This window comes from Erysipelothrix enhydrae (assembly GCF_035066605.1).
In the GTDB taxonomy this organism is placed as follows: domain Bacteria; phylum Bacillota_I; class Bacilli_A; order Erysipelotrichales; family Erysipelotrichaceae; genus Erysipelothrix; species Erysipelothrix amsterdamensis.
Map to the genome: position 1 here is coordinate 180,161 of NZ_CP125807.1, position 19,167 is coordinate 199,327.

23 protein-coding genes are annotated in these 19,167 nt (G+C 37.3%); 9 read left to right on the forward strand and 14 right to left on the reverse strand.

The genetic code is table 11. The annotated features are described in order from the left end of the window. Window positions 1–49 precede the first annotated feature (49 nt). The 4 genes from LLS04_RS01005 to LLS04_RS01020 all read left to right on the forward strand — a co-directional run bounded on the left by LLS04_RS01005 (window position 50) and on the right by LLS04_RS01020 (window position 3,588). A complete protein-coding gene (locus LLS04_RS01005; RefSeq protein WP_323611430.1) occupies window positions 50–1,027 on the forward strand; it encodes a bifunctional 4-hydroxy-2-oxoglutarate aldolase/2-dehydro-3-deoxy-phosphogluconate aldolase in 978 nt (325 codons plus the stop codon). A gap of 13 nt (window positions 1,028–1,040) precedes the next feature. Beyond that, window positions 1,041–2,063 carry a sugar kinase gene (locus LLS04_RS01010; protein WP_323611431.1) on the forward strand — a complete coding sequence of 341 codons (1,023 nt, stop codon included), beginning with the start codon at window positions 1,041–1,043 and terminating at the stop codon, window positions 2,061–2,063. Window positions 2,064–2,077: 14 nt separating this feature from the next. Beyond that, window positions 2,078–2,872 carry a gluconate 5-dehydrogenase gene (locus LLS04_RS01015; protein ID WP_003775084.1) on the forward strand — a complete coding sequence of 265 codons (795 nt, stop codon included), beginning with the start codon at window positions 2,078–2,080 and terminating at the stop codon, window positions 2,870–2,872. 74 nt (window positions 2,873–2,946) lie between these two features. After that, window positions 2,947–3,588 carry an RpiB/LacA/LacB family sugar-phosphate isomerase gene (locus tag LLS04_RS01020; protein WP_013853184.1) on the forward strand — a complete coding sequence of 214 codons (642 nt, stop codon included), beginning with the start codon at window positions 2,947–2,949 and terminating at the stop codon, window positions 3,586–3,588. Window positions 3,589–3,915: 327 nt separating this feature from the next. Here LLS04_RS01020 and LLS04_RS01025 read toward each other — a convergent pair whose 3' ends face one another. The 5 genes from LLS04_RS01025 to LLS04_RS01045 form a co-directional block, all read right to left on the reverse strand. Then, on the reverse strand, window positions 3,916–4,839 hold the full coding sequence (locus tag LLS04_RS01025) for a hypothetical protein (protein WP_323611432.1): 924 nt from the start codon (window positions 4,837–4,839) through the stop codon (window positions 3,916–3,918). 34 nt (window positions 4,840–4,873) lie between these two features. Then, entirely contained in the window at window positions 4,874–6,043 is a 1,170-nt protein-coding gene (locus LLS04_RS01030; protein ID WP_323611433.1) for a hypothetical protein, read from the reverse strand. A gap of 101 nt (window positions 6,044–6,144) precedes the next feature. Beyond that, window positions 6,145–7,266, reverse strand: a complete 1,122-nt coding sequence (locus tag LLS04_RS01035; protein WP_323611434.1) for a hypothetical protein — start codon at window positions 7,264–7,266, stop codon at window positions 6,145–6,147. 106 nt (window positions 7,267–7,372) lie between these two features. Next, a complete protein-coding gene (locus LLS04_RS01040; RefSeq protein WP_323611435.1) occupies window positions 7,373–8,545 on the reverse strand; it encodes a BaiN/RdsA family NAD(P)/FAD-dependent oxidoreductase in 1,173 nt (390 codons plus the stop codon). Window positions 8,546–8,595: 50 nt separating this feature from the next. Then, window positions 8,596–9,771: a MalY/PatB family protein gene (locus LLS04_RS01045; protein WP_323611436.1), complete on the reverse strand. Its 1,176-nt coding sequence runs from the start codon at window positions 9,769–9,771 to the stop codon at window positions 8,596–8,598. A gap of 97 nt (window positions 9,772–9,868) precedes the next feature. Between LLS04_RS01045 and LLS04_RS01050 the strand changes: the two genes are divergently transcribed. Then, complete coding sequence (locus tag LLS04_RS01050) at window positions 9,869–10,279, forward strand: hypothetical protein (RefSeq protein WP_323611437.1); 411 nt, start codon at window positions 9,869–9,871, stop codon at window positions 10,277–10,279. A gap of 10 nt (window positions 10,280–10,289) precedes the next feature. Next, window positions 10,290–10,505, forward strand: coding sequence for a hypothetical protein (locus LLS04_RS01055; protein ID WP_323611439.1), 216 nt, complete (start codon window positions 10,290–10,292; stop codon window positions 10,503–10,505). A gap of 57 nt (window positions 10,506–10,562) precedes the next feature. Here LLS04_RS01055 and LLS04_RS01060 read toward each other — a convergent pair whose 3' ends face one another. Then, a complete protein-coding gene (locus LLS04_RS01060; protein ID WP_323611441.1) occupies window positions 10,563–11,462 on the reverse strand; it encodes a hypothetical protein in 900 nt (299 codons plus the stop codon). 69 nt (window positions 11,463–11,531) lie between these two features. Next, window positions 11,532–12,884: a hypothetical protein gene (locus LLS04_RS01065; protein ID WP_323611442.1), complete on the reverse strand. Its 1,353-nt coding sequence runs from the start codon at window positions 12,882–12,884 to the stop codon at window positions 11,532–11,534. 154 nt (window positions 12,885–13,038) lie between these two features. Between LLS04_RS01065 and LLS04_RS01070 the strand changes: the two genes are divergently transcribed. The 3 genes from LLS04_RS01070 to LLS04_RS01080 all read left to right on the forward strand — a co-directional run bounded on the left by LLS04_RS01070 (window position 13,039) and on the right by LLS04_RS01080 (window position 14,603). Further along, the gene (locus tag LLS04_RS01070) at window positions 13,039–13,485 is read left to right on the forward strand and encodes a hypothetical protein (protein WP_323611443.1); all 447 of its coding nucleotides are present in this window, start codon (window positions 13,039–13,041) and stop codon (window positions 13,483–13,485) included. A gap of 89 nt (window positions 13,486–13,574) precedes the next feature. After that, complete coding sequence (locus LLS04_RS01075; protein ID WP_323611444.1) at window positions 13,575–14,099, forward strand: signal peptidase II; 525 nt, start codon at window positions 13,575–13,577, stop codon at window positions 14,097–14,099. Between the two features lie 87 nt (window positions 14,100–14,186). Continuing rightward, on the forward strand, window positions 14,187–14,603 hold the full coding sequence (locus LLS04_RS01080) for a hypothetical protein (protein WP_013853194.1): 417 nt from the start codon (window positions 14,187–14,189) through the stop codon (window positions 14,601–14,603). 17 nt (window positions 14,604–14,620) lie between these two features. On the opposite strand, the gene LLS04_RS01085 is transcribed toward LLS04_RS01080, so the two are convergent. The 7 genes from LLS04_RS01085 to LLS04_RS01115 all read right to left on the reverse strand — a co-directional run bounded on the left by LLS04_RS01085 (window position 14,621) and on the right by LLS04_RS01115 (window position 19,124). After that, window positions 14,621–15,217, reverse strand: a complete 597-nt coding sequence (locus tag LLS04_RS01085; RefSeq protein WP_323611445.1) for a VanZ family protein — start codon at window positions 15,215–15,217, stop codon at window positions 14,621–14,623. Between the two features lie 83 nt (window positions 15,218–15,300). After that, entirely contained in the window at window positions 15,301–15,723 is a 423-nt protein-coding gene (locus LLS04_RS01090) for a GNAT family N-acetyltransferase (protein ID WP_323611446.1), read from the reverse strand. Between the two features lie 37 nt (window positions 15,724–15,760). After that, window positions 15,761–16,258, reverse strand: a complete 498-nt coding sequence (locus LLS04_RS01095) for a DUF3307 domain-containing protein (RefSeq protein WP_323611447.1) — start codon at window positions 16,256–16,258, stop codon at window positions 15,761–15,763. Window positions 16,259–16,370: 112 nt separating this feature from the next. Next, the gene (locus tag LLS04_RS01100; RefSeq protein WP_323611448.1) at window positions 16,371–16,664 is read right to left on the reverse strand and encodes a hypothetical protein; all 294 of its coding nucleotides are present in this window, start codon (window positions 16,662–16,664) and stop codon (window positions 16,371–16,373) included. 14 nt (window positions 16,665–16,678) lie between these two features. Continuing rightward, window positions 16,679–17,377 carry an N-acetylmannosamine-6-phosphate 2-epimerase gene (locus LLS04_RS01105; RefSeq protein ID WP_323611449.1) on the reverse strand — a complete coding sequence of 233 codons (699 nt, stop codon included), beginning with the start codon at window positions 17,375–17,377 and terminating at the stop codon, window positions 16,679–16,681. 4 nt (window positions 17,378–17,381) lie between these two features. Further along, window positions 17,382–18,215, reverse strand: coding sequence for a carbohydrate ABC transporter permease (locus LLS04_RS01110; protein ID WP_003775049.1), 834 nt, complete (start codon window positions 18,213–18,215; stop codon window positions 17,382–17,384). 12 nt (window positions 18,216–18,227) lie between these two features. Continuing rightward, window positions 18,228–19,124, reverse strand: coding sequence for a carbohydrate ABC transporter permease (locus tag LLS04_RS01115; protein ID WP_123171222.1), 897 nt, complete (start codon window positions 19,122–19,124; stop codon window positions 18,228–18,230). Window positions 19,125–19,167 lie beyond the last annotated feature (43 nt).

The window sequence follows — 19,167 nt, forward strand, 5'->3', positions numbered from 1 at the left end:
TTGCTAGAGACCGACTGGACATTGGTCAAAATAAAAGGGAGACTACTATATGAGTGAAGTTTTAAATAGAGTTGAAAAAATCGGTATCGTTCCCGTAGTTAAAATAACTGAAATCGAAGATGCATTGCCTATGGCACAAGCACTTTATAACGGTGGCATCGATTGTATGGAAATCACATTCCGAAGTGAATTTGCGTTACCCGGAATCGAAATCATCGCTAAAGAATTACCAGATATGTTAATTGGAGCGGGTACTGTCTCATCAGTTTCCCAAGCCGAAACTGCAATCAAGGCTGGGGCACAGTTCATTGTAACACCTGGATTTAATCATGACGTTGTGAAATGGTGTGTTGAAAATGATGTTCTTGTACTACCTGGGATTTCTACAGCATCAGAACTTGAAACAGCAATCTCTTACGGATTGACAAACGTTAAGTTCTTCCCTGCAGAATCAAGTGGTGGAGCTAAGAAAATCAAAGACCTCAGTGCACCGTATGCTGACATTACATTTATGCCAACAGGCGGAATTAATGCTAAGAACATGCATGATTACTTAGCTTTACCTTGCATTAATGCAATTGGCGGTAGCTTCATGTTACCTGCTGATGCGATTGCAGCTAAAGATTGGGATACCGTTGAACGCCTTAGTCGTGAAGCAGTGGATGCATTGTTATCATATGAATTAATTCATATTGGTTTCAATAACAACACTAGTGAAGAAGCCAAAGAAAATGCTGAAGTATTATGTAATTTGTTTGGATTTAAGTATTATGGAAAACCTAAGAGTCATTTCGCAGGTCGTGGTTTTGAATTCCTAAACTCAGTGGGACGTGGCGAACACGGACACTTTGGAATTTACACCCCTTACCCAGAACGTGCTCTGTATCAATTAGAGAAAAAAGGCATCCATGTTGTAGAAGAAACAATTACTCGCAACAAGAAAACAAACAAAATCAACTTTGCATACTTAGATAAAGAAATCGCAGGATTTGCCATTCATTTGATCAATCCTGACGTGAAGATGTAGAGAGGGTATTTAAATGAAAAAAGTAATTACATTTGGAGAAATTATGCTTCGTCTTGCTCCAGAAGGTTACCTCCGTTTTTCGCAAGCTGATCGATATCAAGCGACTTACGGTGGTGGCGAAGCAAACGTTGCTGTTTCACTTTCAAACTTTGGAGTGGACGCAGCATTTGTAACAAAATTACCAACCCATGCAATTGGACAAAACGCTGTTAACGATTTACGTCGTTATGGTGTAGATACAAGCAAGATCACACGTGGTGGTGATCGTGTTGGTATCTACTTCTTGGAAAAAGGTGCTTCACAACGTGCAAGTCAAGTTGTTTATGACCGTGCACATTCCGCAATCGCTGAAGCAAAACCAGAAGATTTTGACTGGGATGCAATTTTTGAAGGTTATGACTGGTTCCATACAACAGGAATCACACCTGCTTTAGGTGCAAACGTAGCCGAAATTACACTACAAGCTGCAAAAGCAGCTAAAAAACACGGTTTAACTGTGAGTTGTGATCTTAACTTCCGTAAGAAGTTATGGAGTAATGAACAAGCAAATAAAACAATGGGTGAATTAATGGAGTATGTTGATGTTGTCATCGCAAACGAAGAAGATTCACACGATGTATTTGGAATTTCAGCTTCAAACACAGATATCACAACTGGTGAAATCAACCATGATGGTTATATTGATGTTGCAAAACAACTTCACGAGCGCTTTAACTTTAAAGCAGTTGCTATCACATTACGTGAAAGCATCTCCGCAAGTGATAACAATTGGTCAACAATGCTTTATACAGGCGATCAAGCATATTTCTCAAAGAAATATAACGTTCGTATTGTAGACCGCGTTGGTGGTGGCGATTCATTTGGTGCTGGATTAATTTATTCAATGCTCAATGATTATGCACCGCAAGATGCAATTGAGTTTGCTACAGCAGCAAGCTGTCTAAAACACTCTGTAGAGGGTGATTACAACCGTGTTACTGTTCAGGAAGTGGAAACACTTGCTAAAGGTGACGGTTCAGGTCGTGTACAACGATAGGAAAGGAATTAAATATGAGTAACTTTAAAATGGAAAACTTCCGTTTAGACGGAAAAATCGCTCTTGTAACAGGAGCATCATACGGAATTGGTTTTGCTTTAGCTCAAGGATATGCTGAAGCAGGCGCAACAATCGTATTTAACGATATTAATCAAGACCTTGTAAACAAAGGACTTGCAGCATACGAAGCAGAAGGCATTAAAGCTCATGGTTATGTATGTGACGTAACAAATGAAGAACAAGTTACAGCAATGATCAAACAAATTGAAACAGAAGTTGGAACAATCGATATTCTTGTAAACAATGCAGGTATCATCAAACGTGTACCAATGATCGAAATGTCAGTTGAAGATTGGCGTCAAGTTATTGACATCGACCTTAACGGACCATTCATTATGTCAAAAGCTGTACTTCCTTCAATGATCGAAAAAGGTCACGGTAAAATCATTAACATCTGTTCAATGATGAGTGAACTTGGACGTGAAACAGTAAGTGCTTATGCTGCTGCTAAAGGTGGTTTAAAAATGCTTACTAAGAATATTGCATCAGAATACGGTGAACACAATATTCAATGTAATGGAATTGGACCTGGTTATATCGAAACACCTCAAACAGCTCCATTACGCGTTGATGGACATCCATTCAACAGTTTCATTATTTCAAAAACACCAGCTGCACGTTGGGGTAAACCAGAAGATTTAATGGGACCTGCTGTATTCTTAGCTTCAGAAGCATCAGACTTCGTAAACGGACACATCCTTTACGTTGACGGTGGTATCTTAGCTTATATTGGTAAACAACCAGCATAGATTGAACATTTAAACGATGTATCGAACGCCACGTGGTGGACACACCACGTGGGTTATTAGAAAGAGGATTTAATATGAAAATCGCATTAATTAACGAAAACTCACAAGCTGCTAAAAATGGAATTATCTTAGCATCATTAACACAAGAAGCTGAAAAAGCTGGACACACAGTTGTAAACTACGGTATGTACAACGGTGAACAAGAACACCAATTAACATATGTTAAAAACGGACTTCTTGCTTCAATCTTATTAACTACAAAAGCAGTAGACTTTGTTGTTACAGGTTGTGGAACAGGTCAAGGTGCTATGTTAGCATGTAACTCATTCCCAAATGTACTTTGCGGACACGTTACAAACCCATTAGACGCTTACCTATTCGGTCAAGTAAACGATGGTAACTGTATTGCAATGCCATTTGCACAAGGATTCGGTTGGGGTGGAGAATTAAACCTTAACTACACATTCGAAAAATTATTCTCAGAATCATTTGGTGGTGGATATCCTAAAGATCGCGTTATCCCTGAACAACGCAACAAAAAAATCTTAGATGGTGTTAAAGAAGTTACACACCAACCATTGATCAAAATTCTTAAAGAAATCGATCAAGACTTCTTAAAAGAAACAATTGACTACCCTGAATTCAAAGAATTATTCTTTGCAAGCTGTCAAGATGCAGAAATCGCTGAATACCTTACTTCAGTATTAGCTGCTTAATAAAATAATTAATTTATACGAAGGCTCCACAAATCGTTCGTATATACATTTCTCCAAATATTACACTGAATCTGTGTCTTACAACTTGTAATTTCTCCTTTATCACAATTCAGTGCCCTTCTACCGGCTTCCAATCGTAGAAGGTCATCTAAGCCTTAATTCTCCGATATAGTTAAGGTTTAGATATGATAGCAGATAGACGTTTACGTCGCTCTTCCTTAATTACACTGCTATCAGTAAGCGCAATACTTCCTACTATATCCCGTCTTAGTAGAAAGTACACATAATATAATAATTGAAAAAGACCCTGCTTCCTGGGTCTTTTTTTTATCGTTTATGACGGAATAGGATTCCGAGAATGCAAAGTAAAGATCCGAGTAACCATGATGATTGCTCAGTCACTCCGGTTGCCGGTAGGTATTTTGGCTTACTGTGAAGAGGTTTTAGATCATCTCTTGTGCTCTTTGAATATTCTGTGACCTTTTGTACTTCATGTGAAAGAAGCGCTTGTACTTCTAAGTCCTGATGATTTGGATCATTTAAATGTTCTACCGCCTGTTTATGCATCAAGTTCATTTGAACAGGACCTTCCACATCTTGCGGTATACTTTGTTTTAATGCCTGTGAACTACTTGTATTAACGTCCATATCTTTGTCTTCTTTAGCTTCCTGATACGTTAAGGAATCATGAGTTTTATCCGCAGGCTTAGAGTCTACGTACTCAGGACTTCGCATCAAGATAGGTTCAGGATTATCCTGTTGGGTTGTTACGATTCCATCTCTATTAACTACCGACTCAAATGGTCTAAATTTAGGTAATAGTTGTTCGAGATGAGAATGACTCACAGGTATGACCTCCTCATTTTGAATCAACCGATTCATTTTCATATCCATTGAAGGTGATATCAATTTTATCTCTTTGTTCGGCTCTACTTGGGTAGAAACGAATGTTTTAGAAGCACTTGGTTTAGGCTCATTTGTTACGGCATTTGAAATCGAAGATTCTGTATGCATACCATGATTTTTCTCCGATATTTGCTCTGTGTCCTTTGTCGGCCCTATTTGTATAGACTGAGATCCGCTTGGTTTTGAAGCATCTAATGTAACGTTATCTCGTAGAGGTTCAGTTTGCAGGTCTTTTGATTTTTCAGAGCTTAAGTCTGATTGCTGATGATTATCAGACTGGATTTTTTCTACTGGAACTTTCACTTCTTTTGAACTTATTTCAGTTGTTTCCTCAACATCCTTCAAACCGGCATTTGACGCTCCCTGTTGCGGAAATAAATCATTCTTTGTATTGAGTTTCAAAAGGATAAATATTAAGGTCGTAATGCTCCATTAAATTCGCCAAATCTTGACTTGTTTTAACGTCATGTTTTTCAAGTAAACTTTGCTTTTTACTTTCATCCAGTTGATTGAAACGATTCACCATACGATTTACAATCGTATCAACGTACTTATCATGTTTCTGTTTCAAATCCGTTAAACTACATCCATAGTTCCGGTCATCACTATAAACATGGTGTACAACCGTTCCTCGTGGTGTGTTATGTTCTTCTAAAATACGCACTTCATCCAACTCATTAAAACGAATACTGTTACGTTTTGAATCAAACAAATCAAATCGAACTCTTAGTCCCATTGGTAAATCATCTAAGGGTTTGTCTGGGTCTTTTGTTATGGAAGCACCGCTTCCTTCCACCTCAAATTTGAGCTGACCGTAACCAAATGTACCATCATCAACCAAACGAATGTGTTTCATTCCTTGTTCATGACTGACTTCAATTTGACCTCCAACAAATGTGATTTTAGGTTTCGACTTTGTTAAGGTATACCGTTTTATCTCGGGTTCTTTGCCATCTTGAGCACGTATGACTGAAATTGTTACATCAACAAGTTCATTAAAAATTAGATTGTTGTGTTCATAATTTTCAAGATGGAATGGACTTAAATAAAGATCGTATCCAACCATACCCTTTCCATCTTTTTGAACACCGCGAAAATCATCATTGACATCGACATACCACTGGGTCATGCCTTCATCTTTCTTTAGACTTCTAATTTTAAATGGAAGTCTTTTCGGACGTGTTAAATCTAATTGAGGCATTGTAATCTTTTGTTTACGCAAAATGCCTCGCATATCATAGCGATTCGTTCGAATTACTGGTTCTTCGCGTGCTGTATCAATAATGTAAGCATAGTTTTGATAGTTATCAATCCCCTCATCCAAATCATCTTCTAGAAGCGTATAGTAGTAGTTTAACTCAACTTTATCACAGACAAAAGTCTGTGAACCATCCTCAAAAATTTGAATTACCGGTCTAAAACTATCAGCTGGAATTGTATATTTGTTCCGTAAATGCTGACGTGCTGCTTCATCCATCCCATCATCTGCTGCAATTGGAAGCGCAAGCATCATACAAAAAATCATTAATAGTAGTGCTTTGATTTTCATTACTAACTCCTTTCGACGAAAAGTATAGCATCGAATTTCATTAATCAATCTTAAATCAAAACCGCTCGTGCAAAAAAAAAAAAAAAAAATGCCCGAAGGCATTAAGAAGTCGGTGAACACGTAAGATTATTATCCTGAAGTTCCAGCAATACATTTTCTAGTGACTGTTGGTTTGAGACAGGTTGCATTGGCATCAACATCGACTCATCTATTAAATCCCCCTCCAACATCAAGTTGGTATAGCCTGAAGCGATCGCAAACATTCGATTATTATACTCATACTGATAAACAAACATTAAAGTTCCATTCACATAAGTTTGTTGAGAATCACGATCTCGAGCATTCGCAATATTCTTAGGTAAAATGCCATAACAGACATAAACCTCTTGCGTATCCGCATTAATCGTATCCTCAACCCGCTTCTTCGCGTCAATACGAAGACGATCTAGATTATTAATCTGATCCGTATTCTTCGGAACTTTCGCCAAGGTATCTACATCAAAGGCCATACTTGTTTGTGCGAGCATAATTCTGTGTTCTAACATAAAGGTCTTACCTGCTGTCGAAGGTTTAACCGTCACCGTCACCGAGTCACCTATCGATAAATCACTTGGATTCACGATTGAATACTCTAACATCGAAAACAATTCAGACATAACATCATCCGCTAACAAAACATCGGAAGTGTCCAATTCCGCAATACCTTCACCATTGGATCCGCTGAATCTTAACTTAAAACCATCGAAAGGATCAAAGACCACTTCATTATGAATTTCCTGAACTACAAAAACCTTTTCGGTATCCGTAAATACAAGTTTATTTGAATCCATAAAGCGTTGTGTGGATTCTGGTACCTTCGCTTTTAGAACGACCCGATCGCCAATTTTCAAATCTTGATTGGGTTCAAGAGAATATTTAATTGCCTTATGCACACGATTTAGTTGTGGATCTGATTCGATTAACTTCTTATTGATTTCAATAAAGCCAGTCGCACCTTCACCATCACCTTGGAACCGAACACTCACATTCTCAAACGGATCAATTTTCGTAATACGATAGACATGATCCCAAAGAAAATAACCACCAACCGAAATAAAACCAAGAATCAATAAGATAATGATCCAACGGGTGCGATTCTTATTCGAATCACTCGGCAAAAAGGTTTGTGTCTTATCAACAGATGACGATGGTACAGTACGATTATTTTGATTTTGTTGTGACATACGGCCTCCTTTTCTATAATAATAGCATGGAATGAATTGATATTATACCTATATACTGTCCTTTACAATACTTTTAATGAACAAAGAAAAAGTACACCGTAGTGTACTAATCTTCAAGTGCAAAAAGTCCTGCTGTATAACCTGTTGAAAATGCTGAAGTTATATTGAAACCACCTGTGTAGGCGTTATAGTCCATCAACTCGCCACAGAAAGAAATCGTTGGATTAATCTTAGAACGCATCGTCTTTGGATCAATTTCTTTTAGATTAACGCCACCATTCGTCACAAATGCATGCGCAAATCCGCGTGTAGCATAAACAGTCATTGGGAATTTTTTAAGGGTTTGAATGATTTCATGATCCCCTTTGCAGAATGTTTTAAAATAAGCAAGCAATCGTTTCGGAATTCCTTGTTCTTGAACAAACGCTTCCCAGTCTTCTTGAGCTTGTAATTGCTCTAACGAAATCTTCGGTAAAAAATCAATGCTTAAGTTTACAGGATTCTCTTTATCTAAGATACGCATAACATAAAAACTTGCGCGTAAAGCAGCGGGACCTGAAATTCCAAAATGAGTAAACAATAGATCATGAGTAATACTGTGTTTAATCTTAGTACCTTTATACACGTGAACCGTTACATCATGAAACGATAAACCTTGTAACGTTTTCTCTTGAACAAAAAGATCATTAGAAACCAAAGGAACTTCTGCAGGTACAAGATCTGTAATTGAGTGACCCAATGATTTAGACAGTTCATAACCGTTTCCATCAGAACCTGTCCCAGGAAGTGTACGACTTCCTGTTGCAAGAATTAGATGGTCATAAGGAAATTTTCGTGTCTCAGTAAGAACAACTTGACTTGCAGTGTCAATCCCTGTTACAAAGGCATGTAAATGAACCTCGACATCTGAATTCAAAAGCTTACGATTCAATGCCTCTACAATATCTTGAGACTTGTTACTTTCTGGGAATACACGATGATGATCTTCAATTTTTAAAGGACAACCATTTTCAGGGAAAAAGGATTGAATGCTTTGTGGGTTAAAATTCGTTAAACTCGAAAACAAGAATTTACCATTTTTGGGCACATGCTTAATCACCTCTTCATTGCTTACATTTGCGGTAACATTACAGCGACCCCCTCCGGTCATTCGTAATTTCTTACCTAATCGTTCGTTGCGTTCAAGTAATATAACATGAGCTTGAGGATGATTTTTCTTAGCAGAAATTGCAGCCATCATCCCCGATGGACCGCCTCCAATAACAACAATATTTTTCATATAAAACTCCAATCTTTCTCTTATTATACATAAAAAGAGTGATGAATTCATCACTCTTGAATAGCAGATTGGATTCGCTTGAGCGCAGCTTCTAAAATTGACTGAGGACAAGCAAGATTCATGCGCATAAATCCAGCTCCCGAATCCCCAAATTTTGAACCATTACTTAAAAACACATCGTGTGCTTTCAATTTCTCTATTAATACATCTTCAGAAAAACCAAGATCTCGGAAATCGAGCCATTGAAGATAAGTCCCTTCAAGAGGAAAAACACGAATAGGGAGTTGTTCTTTCTCGACAAATGTTTGAACCAAGTGATGATTTTGAGCAATCAGTTCAACAAATTCATCAAACCACGATTCACATTGAGTGTACGCAATTTGTGTTGCCGCTAATCCCAAAATATTAGTACTTAACGAGCCACCGTCACAAGAAACATGCTCTTTATACTGATTTCTTAACGATTCCGATGCGATAATCACATGCGCATTTTGAAGCCCTGCAAGATTAAACGACTTGCTTGCGGAAGCAAACGTAATCGTATGACTGCGGGCTTTATCGCTTAATGATGCATACGGAATAAAGGTATAGCCTGGCATGATCAAATCACCGTGAATCTCATCTGCAAACACTAAAACATTATGTTTCGCGCAAATTGCTTCAATTTGACTTAGTTCATGATGACTCCAAACACGTCCTACTGGATTATGAGGACTGCATAATAAGAGTACTTTTGTATTAACATCTGAAGCTTTTGCTTCAAAATCTTTAAAATCAATCACCATGACATCATCCACTTCCACAAGTTTTGTCTCAACAAGCTTGCGATTTAAATTTTCAATACTACGCTTAAAGGGATAATAGACTGGCGTCATAATCATGACACCGTCTTCTGCTTTGGTAAAAGCCTTGAGCGCATTATTAATCGCTACAACAACACCTGGTGCTTGAAGAATCCAATCTTGTTTTAAATGCCATTGGTGGCGTCTTTGATACCAACGAATAACAGCATCATAATATGCAATACTTGGGGCAGTATAACCAAACACCATATCATCAAGATAATCTTTTAATCCTTCTGTTAATGCTTTAGGATGAAACAAATCTACATCTGCTACGGTAAAAGGGAACGCATCGTCACCGTGATGTGGAGCACTTTGATCCATCTCCATCCACTTATAAGAACGGTCATCACGTCGATTACGTATCGTTTTGAAATTTTCCATATGAACCTCCTGTTCCTACTTTAACAATATCTTCACAATGTTGTGTGAATAACAGCAAAAATCTTATGGTATAATACATTTACAAGGGGTGATTCTCATGCAACAAAATCTTTGCGATGAACTCATGCATGTGGGTAATGATTTAAAGAGAGCACTTGAAAATGCACTCTCAACGATGGATGGTGCTTCAAATTGGGGTTTGTTAGATCTTTTAAGCGGAAATTATTATATGACATACACAAAATATCATAAAATTGAGTCCGCTGAAGCAAATCTTGCCCATGTAAAAGATTTGGCACGTCAATTTGAATGTGAACTGGAGACCTTCAATCAAAGCAGGCCAAACTTAATTGATCCTAAACCGTTTCAGACCATTTCTCATTACTTCTTTGATAATCTTTATGCTGATTTCTTAATTCAAGGAAATATTACAGAAGCAAAGGAAGCACTGCGAGAAATGATGCGTTGTACTGAGAATATTATAAGAACAATCAATCATCAATCTTAGAGGAGGTTTTATGATTAAAACTAAAGTTTTCCAAGACCACAGTAGTTTAGACGAAGAACCATTAGACGCCTTAAAACAAATGGAATTATTCATTAATCAAGATGATATTGAGTATCTCGGGCATTCCCATGCAAACCGTACTTCACGTGAGCGTTTAGCGGGTTGGACGGCAAAACATTATGATCGCGAAATTATCTTGGTTTATAAGCAAACAGAATCTCAATAAATAATCCCCATATTCACTTTAGTGATGAATATGGGGGTTTTTGTTTCAAGTTATCTGCTAGTCTATAGACTTCTCACGCAACAAACGTAAAATACCAAAAGCATCTTTTCGTTGTAGCGATTTATGATACGGTGTTTTTTTCGATGTATTTCCAGAACTTTGAACCTGATAAGCAAACACGTCCATACCCATACGATCAACCATAAGAATTTCATTAAAGGTGTAGGAAAATACTACCATCATATAGAGTGGAGATACACCCGTCACTTCAAACGTTCCATCTTCAAGAACATCTTTCAATGTTTTCTCGATACTTGCTTGAATCCCTTCAAAATGATTTTCAAGTTTATGATGATTCAAAAGTTCAATCATTTGATTTTGAGGAACATTGTGACTGATAAAATGTTCTAATTTTTGAGAGGGTATCTCGAAATTAAGATGATCATATTGTATTAGGTCTGCATAGAGCGTCAATACAAGATTATCAATGGGGAAATTCGGTGCGGTCAAAACCATCGCTTGATAAAGCGCATGCATGCGTTGCAGACCAAATTCTGAAACATGATTCATTTGATCTACAAACATATTGAGAACCCGTGTACGTGCGTCAATCTCCACATGGTGTAATAAATACACCGCACTGAGTATCAGTAGGCCAAGCCATAGACTGGCGAATATTACAAGATGATAGCGTGAGAGCATCGCCAAATTACCGCCAGTAATCCCGATCATTATCAAAATCGAGGACGCTCCGATAATCATCCGTTCACTGAATTTAAATGATAATTTACGTTTTTTATATAAAAATTCAAAATAGCATTCTAGAAAGAACCACGAGAGTAAAATCGCGAAAAATGCAATTGGAATCCCTGTTTCAGGTGACTTATAGAAAAATGAATAATACGCATAAACAAGTGTACTGACTAAAAGAAGCCATTTAAATCTAAATTTTCGCATATAAGTCCTCCTTAATCTTCCTCATTATAACAAGTTTTATTTCTGTCGTCTTTGATAATCATCTTAATTTTAAGGGTTCAATGCGTTTTCTTGCCATTCTTTAAGGTACATGGTCTCAAATGACGAGAGTGTTGTCGAAAAGCGTAATAAATCCCACAGCGAAACGGAAGAAAGCTTCGATGAATGCTTCATCATCATCGCCCATTCAAATGCAATGGTAGATGCTTGTTCGGAATCTTCTAAAACTTTATCGGTCACTTTTTTCGCCATATTCGCAAACAAGTCCAAATCTGCTGTTGTCTGATAATCCCAAGTCAATGGCTTTTGTTTTTCAAAAAACGATTCAAGAACGATTCCTAAATAATGCTCCGTTACACCGGGTAATGCATCACAAAATAGTTCCAATAATTCACGCTTCCTTTGTGCACATTTCGTATCAAGGGGCTTTTCGATTTTATAATTTTCTAAAAGAAAAACGCCCAAATCCGATGTGGAATAGATGTGTTTACCCATACGATCCATTATAAAAATGGCATTAATCGCATAAGCTACAAACGTAGAAACTAAGATTTGATTGGTGAGGCTATGCTGCGTAAGATAGCGTTTTCCATCATGGTTGTTGGTCAGGATTTCATTCAATAAGGAAAAACTTGAAACATCACACATAATAAATGCTTGTCTGTATTCAAAATCATTTTGATGTGAGTGGTATGTTTTTTTAAATTCACGGTATACATCTTTATTCAAATTCCGCTTTAAAAACCTTAAAATATCATGCCATTTAATCGCACGATTAAAGCTCTCAAGATCTTTCGTTTTCTTATGTGCGAGTGCTATCGTTACAACGAGTTGATGGAGTGGAAATTCATCCAAGCCTTTCGCTTCATGATACGCATAAAGTCGTCCAATATGAATCAAACTTGATGATGATAAGTCTTGATATTCCAAAACAAGCTGATGCATCAGACGTTCAAGATCTGGGTGATGAGAATCTGGTTCACAAAGCGATGCTGAATTATCATTATGCATCTGATCTTTACGGGGCAATTTAAGTTCGCGAGACGAATGTGTTTCTGCACGACGTTTACGTCGATACTCGATGCGAATCCCAAAGAGTTTTTTATATGTAACCCATAACACCCAGAAAACAACAACGAGTGTACCCAATTCACGATATGTCGTTATATTTCGGTTTTTATAGGCGATGAAAAGCAGAACAGCTTTTAACGTTGCTTCGTGATACCATGGATCTTGCGTCCCATATTCCATCTTGAGTTCAAAAACCCCATGTGGAATATAACCTAAATACCAAAAAACAGTTGTGAAGTAAAGACCTGTAATTCTTCTTTCTGGTATTATAAGCGCGGTAACTCCCCCTGCAAGCACTGCAAGAAAAAACCAAATATGTGTTATCTTCTTCATAAATATCCCCTCAAATATTAGTCTTATTATATCAATATTTTGAAGCTCTTGATGATTCTCAACAAAGGTTGGGTAATAATTTCATGATTTTTCAAGCGTTTCACTCATTGTTCATGTTTTAATCCGTTATAATAGATAAAACAAGGAGACCAATATGGCAAATTTAAAAGATTTAGTGAAGCAATTTTTACCGCAAGATGAAACAACAGATGCTTTGATGGATAACTTCGATGTGAAGTCCTTAATGGGTCTAGCAAATAATCCTTCCGCAATGGTTACTGAGATATTGAAGAAGACAGGTCAAGAAGATTTAGTCCAGAATCTGATGAACCAAGCCCTTTCTCATTTCACGAAAACTGATAGTAAACAAGGAAATCAATTTTTTGATGTGATCATTCAATCTATCACTTCACAACTCAGTGTTGATACGGGCGTTAAAGTCGTCAAAACACTGATGGAAACAATGATTGGTAATAAGTCCTTTGATGTTGTCAATGACTTGAATCATGCTTTGTCTGCACAAGATGTAAAAGAAGAAACACGTGGTTCTATTATGGATACCATAACTCAAAAAGCCTTTGATTTGGTTAAAGGCGCATAAGCGGCACTAAAGTACAACACTTTAGTGTTTTTTTTGCACACAAATATCACACGTCCCCCCTATAATTTACATACATAGGGGGGATTTTTATGAAAACAATGCTTTGGGTATTAGGTTTCCTGATTGTTGATCAAGGAAGTAAGTATTATGTCGCATCAACTTTAAATCAATCGACTCTGTATCTGTGGGGTGATTCACTACAAATTCATCCACAATTCAATCAAAATTTAAGTTGGATTAATCATTTCATGAAAGATACATTTAATATTAGTATGTCAGCACATTTTATGTTACTCATGCGTATTGCACTTTTCATTTTTATCATCATGTATTTAATCTATCATATGGGTATTGATAATCGCCGTTTAGACAGTCACTACCGCATTAGTGTTGCACTCATTACGAGTGCTACTTTGGCCTCGATTCTTGATCAAACCTTATGGGGTGGATCTTTAAACTGGATTCAATACACCACACAATCTTTATATCAATTTTCTTTTGATCTCAAAGATGTTTTCTTAGACGTGGGATTAATTTCTCTTGTCGGTGCGATGCTTATGAATCATGAAGGACGCTTATCTGAAATTATATTCTTACGAAATCGGGTCAATTAGGACGATTATACGTCGATTAAGCACACTCCATCCCTTATCTTGACGCTTATACGGTATACTCAAGCTATACAAATTGGAGGCATGATTATGACACAACAAAACATAGAAATACGCGAAGCAATCAGTGCTGGAGAGCAACTCCTCTATCAACTGGAACAATCTCGTGCTCAACTAAAGAAAGCATCTGATTGGGGCCTTTTTGATATGTTTGGTGGTGGGATGTTTGTGACGATGATTAAGCATAATCGTATTAATGAAGCAAAACAACATATGAATGATGCGCAGTTTCTACTGCAACGATTCAGTAAAGAATTACGAGATGTTCACGGTACCTTTGATGACCTCGGTGATTTGAATGGTTTCTGGACTTTTGCGGATTATTTTATGGATGGTTTTTTTGCGGATTACATGGTTCAAACAAAAATAAACAATGCCCTTTCAAAACTTGATGGTTTAATTCATAGCGTTCGCGGTATTGTTAACGATTTACATCACATGCAATAAAAAAAGACGCTAAGCGTCTAGATATTATGAGATCTTCGTTCGGGTATTAGGGCGAAGATTTTTTCAATTGCAGGAGCACATACAATGTACAAAGACCAACCGAGCATGCCACCGAAGGTATTGGATAACAAGTCATTAATATCTGCTACACGGCGTGTATATAAGGTAAGCTGCATCATGAGTTGTGTCATCTCGATACATAGTGAGAATGTCATACTTAAAAGCACAATCTTTAAAAAACTTGGTTTTTTAAGCTTATAATTCATAAGAAATCCAAACGGTACTAACATGACAATATTTGGAATAAGATAATCCATATAACTCGAGTACTGGCTTACAAATAAGTCAATAAAAAAAGGCTGCGTATTGTAGTTTAATCCAAATTTGAGTGCTTGATTTGCAAGGATTTGTTTATCATTCATGGGAATGGGTAACAGTGCTACCTCAAAAACACCACAAAAATATATAAAGAGCAAGATATTGATGACACTGTTATTACGCTCTTGTTTTCTAAAATATATAAAATAACATACAACAAATAAAGCAATGTAGAGATAAATTCCGGTATTTAGTTGAACAGGACCATTGCGAAGCGCGTCCAACCATGTACTCATTAATATGATCACCAAAGACTCCTTTACGGGTTACGTTGACTGTCATTGTATCACATCTATTCCAATAGACCAACGCGTAAAAACTAAAGCATCTTCACAAATTTATAGTGTGTTGATTCAAAGCCATGAGCTGTATAAAATTCATGTGCGCGGATTCGTTTTTTGTTGGTTGTCAGTTCAATTTGAAGCGCCCCTTTTTCAGCTGCATATGCTACCGCATGTCTTAATAACTCAGCCCCGTATCCTCGACTTCGAGTCGATGGATTCATCACAAAATCATTAATTTCCGCGATGAGTCCACTGTGATGGAGTTGGACATCGATTCGCATATTTAGACACCCTACGACCGTCTTATCGACCTCATAGACAAACATATGCATGTACGGATTGGAAAACACGGATTCATAGGCATTACAAAACAATTCATAAGGAAATTCTGTATCTTCCAAGTCATTCATTAACTGCCAAATTGAGGGTAAATCATCCATTTGAGTTTTTCGTATCATTCTAAGACTCCTTTAAAAAAAAACAGGCATAAGCCTGTTAGATGTTCACAAGTTCAAGTGAACCTTTTTTAATTTTAAATAAAACATGTACAGGTCGTGTAAGCATTAAAACAGCCACCACAACACTTAAACCAACGGTTGCATCCATTCCAAATACAGTATGCATTTGCGTAATTTCCAAGAAGAACTGATGTCTAAAGAAATAACTAGAAAATGCATAAAGCACTCCAAAATGAACCAATTGACTGATCACTTCCACAAGCTCTAGACGATTACAAACACCCTTAAATTCACATTGAATGATGATTGCTTTCATCAACTCTAAGATAAAGTGAACAAAAACTATGGATGCTACATAAATCCAGGCTTCTCCGTCAAACATAAACGCAAACATTCCAAATACAATCGCATGGACACTAATATGTGCAATTAACCATGAAAATGATGAGCTCTTGTTCTCAAACATTTTATTGGATTGTAGATGAAAATCCGCAAGTATATGTAGAATGGCAAAATACAAAAACAAATTAATCATAACCTTCTCCATTCGTTCCCACTTCATTAGAGTATACATGAAATGATTCTAGAATATCAAGTATTTTTTACAAATAAAAAAGGCAAATGGTGACTTTGCCTTTTTAGGAGAATTATTTCATAAAAATACGAATGCGTTGTATTGCGACAAGGGATCCATTATACAAGACACTTGTGGCAACAACAGGCATATAAATAAAGTAAAGTGCATAAGCTTGTTGGTTTGGTGGTACAAGTCCCTTCGCTGCAAGTCCTAAAAGCAAGAGAATCGCTACCGCATTAATAATTAAAGGGGGTAACCATCGCTTTGTCGTTACTTTATTTAAGAGGAATGTCGCTAATACGGATAAACCCATAAATACAATACCGTAATAGAACCACCCAATAATTAATTGACTTAAAGTCATCAAACCAACTCCTTCTAGTTATCGTTCATCGCTTTCACAAAGCGATTTGTTATTTCTTGAGGTCGCGTAATTGCACCCCCTACAGTAACACAATGTACACCACATTCAATGGCTTTACGTGCTGCTTCAGGAGAATGTATTCTTCCTTCCGCAATCACGGGTATCGACAACTGTTGGACTAGATCTACCATTAGTTGGTAATCCGGTCCTTCTTGTTGTGGTGAATAATCCGTATAGCCACTAAGTGTTGTGCCTACACAGTCCATACCGATTGCTTCACAATGTATCCCTTCTTCTAACGTTGAAATATCACCCATTAAAATACAATCCGGATATTTTGTTTTAATTTCATGAATAAAGGCTTCGATGGATTTCCCGTCACCTCTTGGTCTTAAGGTTGCATCAAGTGCAATGATATCACAGCCCGTCGCAACAAGTGCATCAATTTCAGCCATTGTTACCGTGATATACTGTTGATAATTTGGATAAGGTTTTTTAATGAGCCCAATTACTGGAAGTTCTACAGCAGCTTTAATTTGTTTGATATCTGTAACCCCTTGTGCACGGATCCCTACGGCACCCGCACGTACTGCTGCTTGAGCCATTAAAACCATGATCCCACCCTCTTCACGATAAAGTGGTTCATCGGGAAGTGCTTGACATGAAACGACAAGACCCTTCTCGAGTTGTTTAAAAATACTATGCTTTTTCATATGCTTATCCTTTCACAGCACCTACTGTAACACCTTGTGTAAAGAAGCTTTGGAAACAGAGGAACACAACAATCATCGGTAAGGATGCAAGTAATGCCCCTGCCATTAGAAGTCCGTAGTTTAATGAGAACTCTGCAGACTGTGCCATGGAAGCAAGGCCTAATGGAAGTGTCTTCATAACTTCCGAGTTTGTAAAGACAAGTTGTGAGAAGTAATCATTCCAACTTGAAATAAAGGTAAAGATTGCAAGTGCACCAATTCCTGGCTTCACAATGGGAAGCACAATGTGCCAGAATTTCTTAATTTCACTACAGCCATCAATGTCCGCAGATTCTAACAAAGAATCTGGAACTGCATGAGAGAACTGTTTCATTAAGAAGACACCAAAGGGCCATCCAACTGCTGGAAGAATTAAAGCAGCATAGGTATCCATTAACCCAAGTTCAGTTATGAAACGTAGAAGTGGTATTAAGATTACCTGTTTCGGTAAAGCCATCGCAGCAATAAAGATTGCGAAGATCAGCTTAACCCCAGGGAATTTTTTCTTCGCTAAGGCATATCCAGCAAGCGAAGCTGTTGTACACACTAACAAAGTTGTCGTTAAGGACACAAACACAGAGTTAAAGAACCAGCGTGCTGTTAGTGGTTGTAGTAATAATTTATAGTTATCAAATGTTGGATTTAAAGGAAACCACTCGGGTGGCAATGCGATCGCAACATCTTGTAATTTAAATGAACCGGATGCAATCCAGTAAAATGGAAAGATAAAGAATATTGTGAGTGCGACTAAGAATATCATTGAAATGATATTAAAGAGTCCAAATTTTTTAAACTTCATATATGTTCCCCCCTAATAATTAACGTCATCGGACAAGAATTTGAATTGTAGAGTTGAGATAATTGCGATAATTACCGCAAGAATAACCCCCATCGCTGACGCCTTTCCATATTCTTGTAGAATAATCGCCGTTTCATAAACCAGATACATTACGGTTGAGGTAGAGTAGTTTGGTCCGCCGGCTGTCATTAATTGAATCAGTGAGAAAATTTGGAAACTGTTGATGGTTGTTGTTACCACAATATAAAGTGTGGTTGGTTTAATCAGTGGCCAGATTATTTTTCTAAAAATAACCCAGTTCCCAGCACCATCGATACGTGCTGATTCCAATAACTCTTCTGGAACATTTCCTAAAGCTGCGACATAAAGAATAATGGGTTGTCCAAGACTTGTGGTAATCAGAACTGCAATAATTGCATAGATTGCGGTCTTAGAGTTTCCAAGCCATTGTACATTTTCGCTGATAAGTCCTACATTTTTCAGGATATAGTTCAAGATTCCAAAATCAGGATTATAAATCCATAACCATACTACGGTGATAGATACAACCGATGAGATTGCGGGAATATAGAATACACCTCTAAAGAACGAGCGCACTGTAGCGTGCTTATTATAAATATGAATTGCGATAAAGAGTGCCAACATTACCACAATCGGTACAGCCACCAAGGTAATAACAGCTGTATTACGCATGGATTTTAAGAATATATCATCATGCATTAAGTTTGCGTAATGATTAAGTCCATAGAAGACCTGGTTACGTCCTCTAAATCTGAAAAACGATAAGTAGATCCCTTTGACCATGGGATACAAAACAAATGTCACGAAGAATAACATTGCAGGGAGTAAAAATAAATATCCACTGGTATCGATATGCTTCTTTTTAATTTTCTGTTTTAATGCCTTCATACATATCCCCTTCTAATAAAAATGGGAGATGAAACAAACATCC

Coding starts and splice junctions, on each gene's coding strand:
- LLS04_RS01015 (WP_003775084.1), top strand. CDS start 2,078: ATGAGTAACTTTAAAATGGAAAACTTCCGTTTAGACGGAAAAATCGCT.
- LLS04_RS01115 (WP_123171222.1), bottom strand. CDS start 19,124: ATGAAGGCATTAAAACAGAAAATTAAAAAGAAGCATATCGATACCAGT.
- LLS04_RS01035 (WP_323611434.1), bottom strand. CDS start 7,266: ATGTCACAACAAAATCAAAATAATCGTACTGTACCATCGTCATCTGTT.
- LLS04_RS01020 (WP_013853184.1), top strand. CDS start 2,947: ATGAAAATCGCATTAATTAACGAAAACTCACAAGCTGCTAAAAATGGA.
- LLS04_RS01105 (WP_323611449.1), bottom strand. CDS start 17,377: ATGAAAAAGCATAGTATTTTTAAACAACTCGAGAAGGGTCTTGTCGTT.
- LLS04_RS01070 (WP_323611443.1), top strand. CDS start 13,039: ATGGCAAATTTAAAAGATTTAGTGAAGCAATTTTTACCGCAAGATGAA.
- LLS04_RS01080 (WP_013853194.1), top strand. CDS start 14,187: ATGACACAACAAAACATAGAAATACGCGAAGCAATCAGTGCTGGAGAG.
- LLS04_RS01040 (WP_323611435.1), bottom strand. CDS start 8,545: ATGAAAAATATTGTTGTTATTGGAGGCGGTCCATCGGGGATGATGGCT.
- LLS04_RS01010 (WP_323611431.1), top strand. CDS start 1,041: ATGAAAAAAGTAATTACATTTGGAGAAATTATGCTTCGTCTTGCTCCA.
- LLS04_RS01090 (WP_323611446.1), bottom strand. CDS start 15,723: ATGATACGAAAAACTCAAATGGATGATTTACCCTCAATTTGGCAGTTA.
- LLS04_RS01055 (WP_323611439.1), top strand. CDS start 10,290: ATGATTAAAACTAAAGTTTTCCAAGACCACAGTAGTTTAGACGAAGAA.
- LLS04_RS01085 (WP_323611445.1), bottom strand. CDS start 15,217: ATGAGTACATGGTTGGACGCGCTTCGCAATGGTCCTGTTCAACTAAAT.
- LLS04_RS01045 (WP_323611436.1), bottom strand. CDS start 9,771: ATGGAAAATTTCAAAACGATACGTAATCGACGTGATGACCGTTCTTAT.
- LLS04_RS01030 (WP_323611433.1), bottom strand. CDS start 6,043: ATGAAAATCAAAGCACTACTATTAATGATTTTTTGTATGATGCTTGCG.
- LLS04_RS01050 (WP_323611437.1), top strand. CDS start 9,869: ATGCAACAAAATCTTTGCGATGAACTCATGCATGTGGGTAATGATTTA.
- LLS04_RS01060 (WP_323611441.1), bottom strand. CDS start 11,462: ATGCGAAAATTTAGATTTAAATGGCTTCTTTTAGTCAGTACACTTGTT.
- LLS04_RS01100 (WP_323611448.1), bottom strand. CDS start 16,664: ATGACTTTAAGTCAATTAATTATTGGGTGGTTCTATTACGGTATTGTA.
- LLS04_RS01065 (WP_323611442.1), bottom strand. CDS start 12,884: ATGAAGAAGATAACACATATTTGGTTTTTTCTTGCAGTGCTTGCAGGG.
- LLS04_RS01110 (WP_003775049.1), bottom strand. CDS start 18,215: ATGAAGTTTAAAAAATTTGGACTCTTTAATATCATTTCAATGATATTC.
- LLS04_RS01075 (WP_323611444.1), top strand. CDS start 13,575: ATGAAAACAATGCTTTGGGTATTAGGTTTCCTGATTGTTGATCAAGGA.
- LLS04_RS01005 (WP_323611430.1), top strand. CDS start 50: ATGAGTGAAGTTTTAAATAGAGTTGAAAAAATCGGTATCGTTCCCGTA.
- LLS04_RS01095 (WP_323611447.1), bottom strand. CDS start 16,258: ATGATTAATTTGTTTTTGTATTTTGCCATTCTACATATACTTGCGGAT.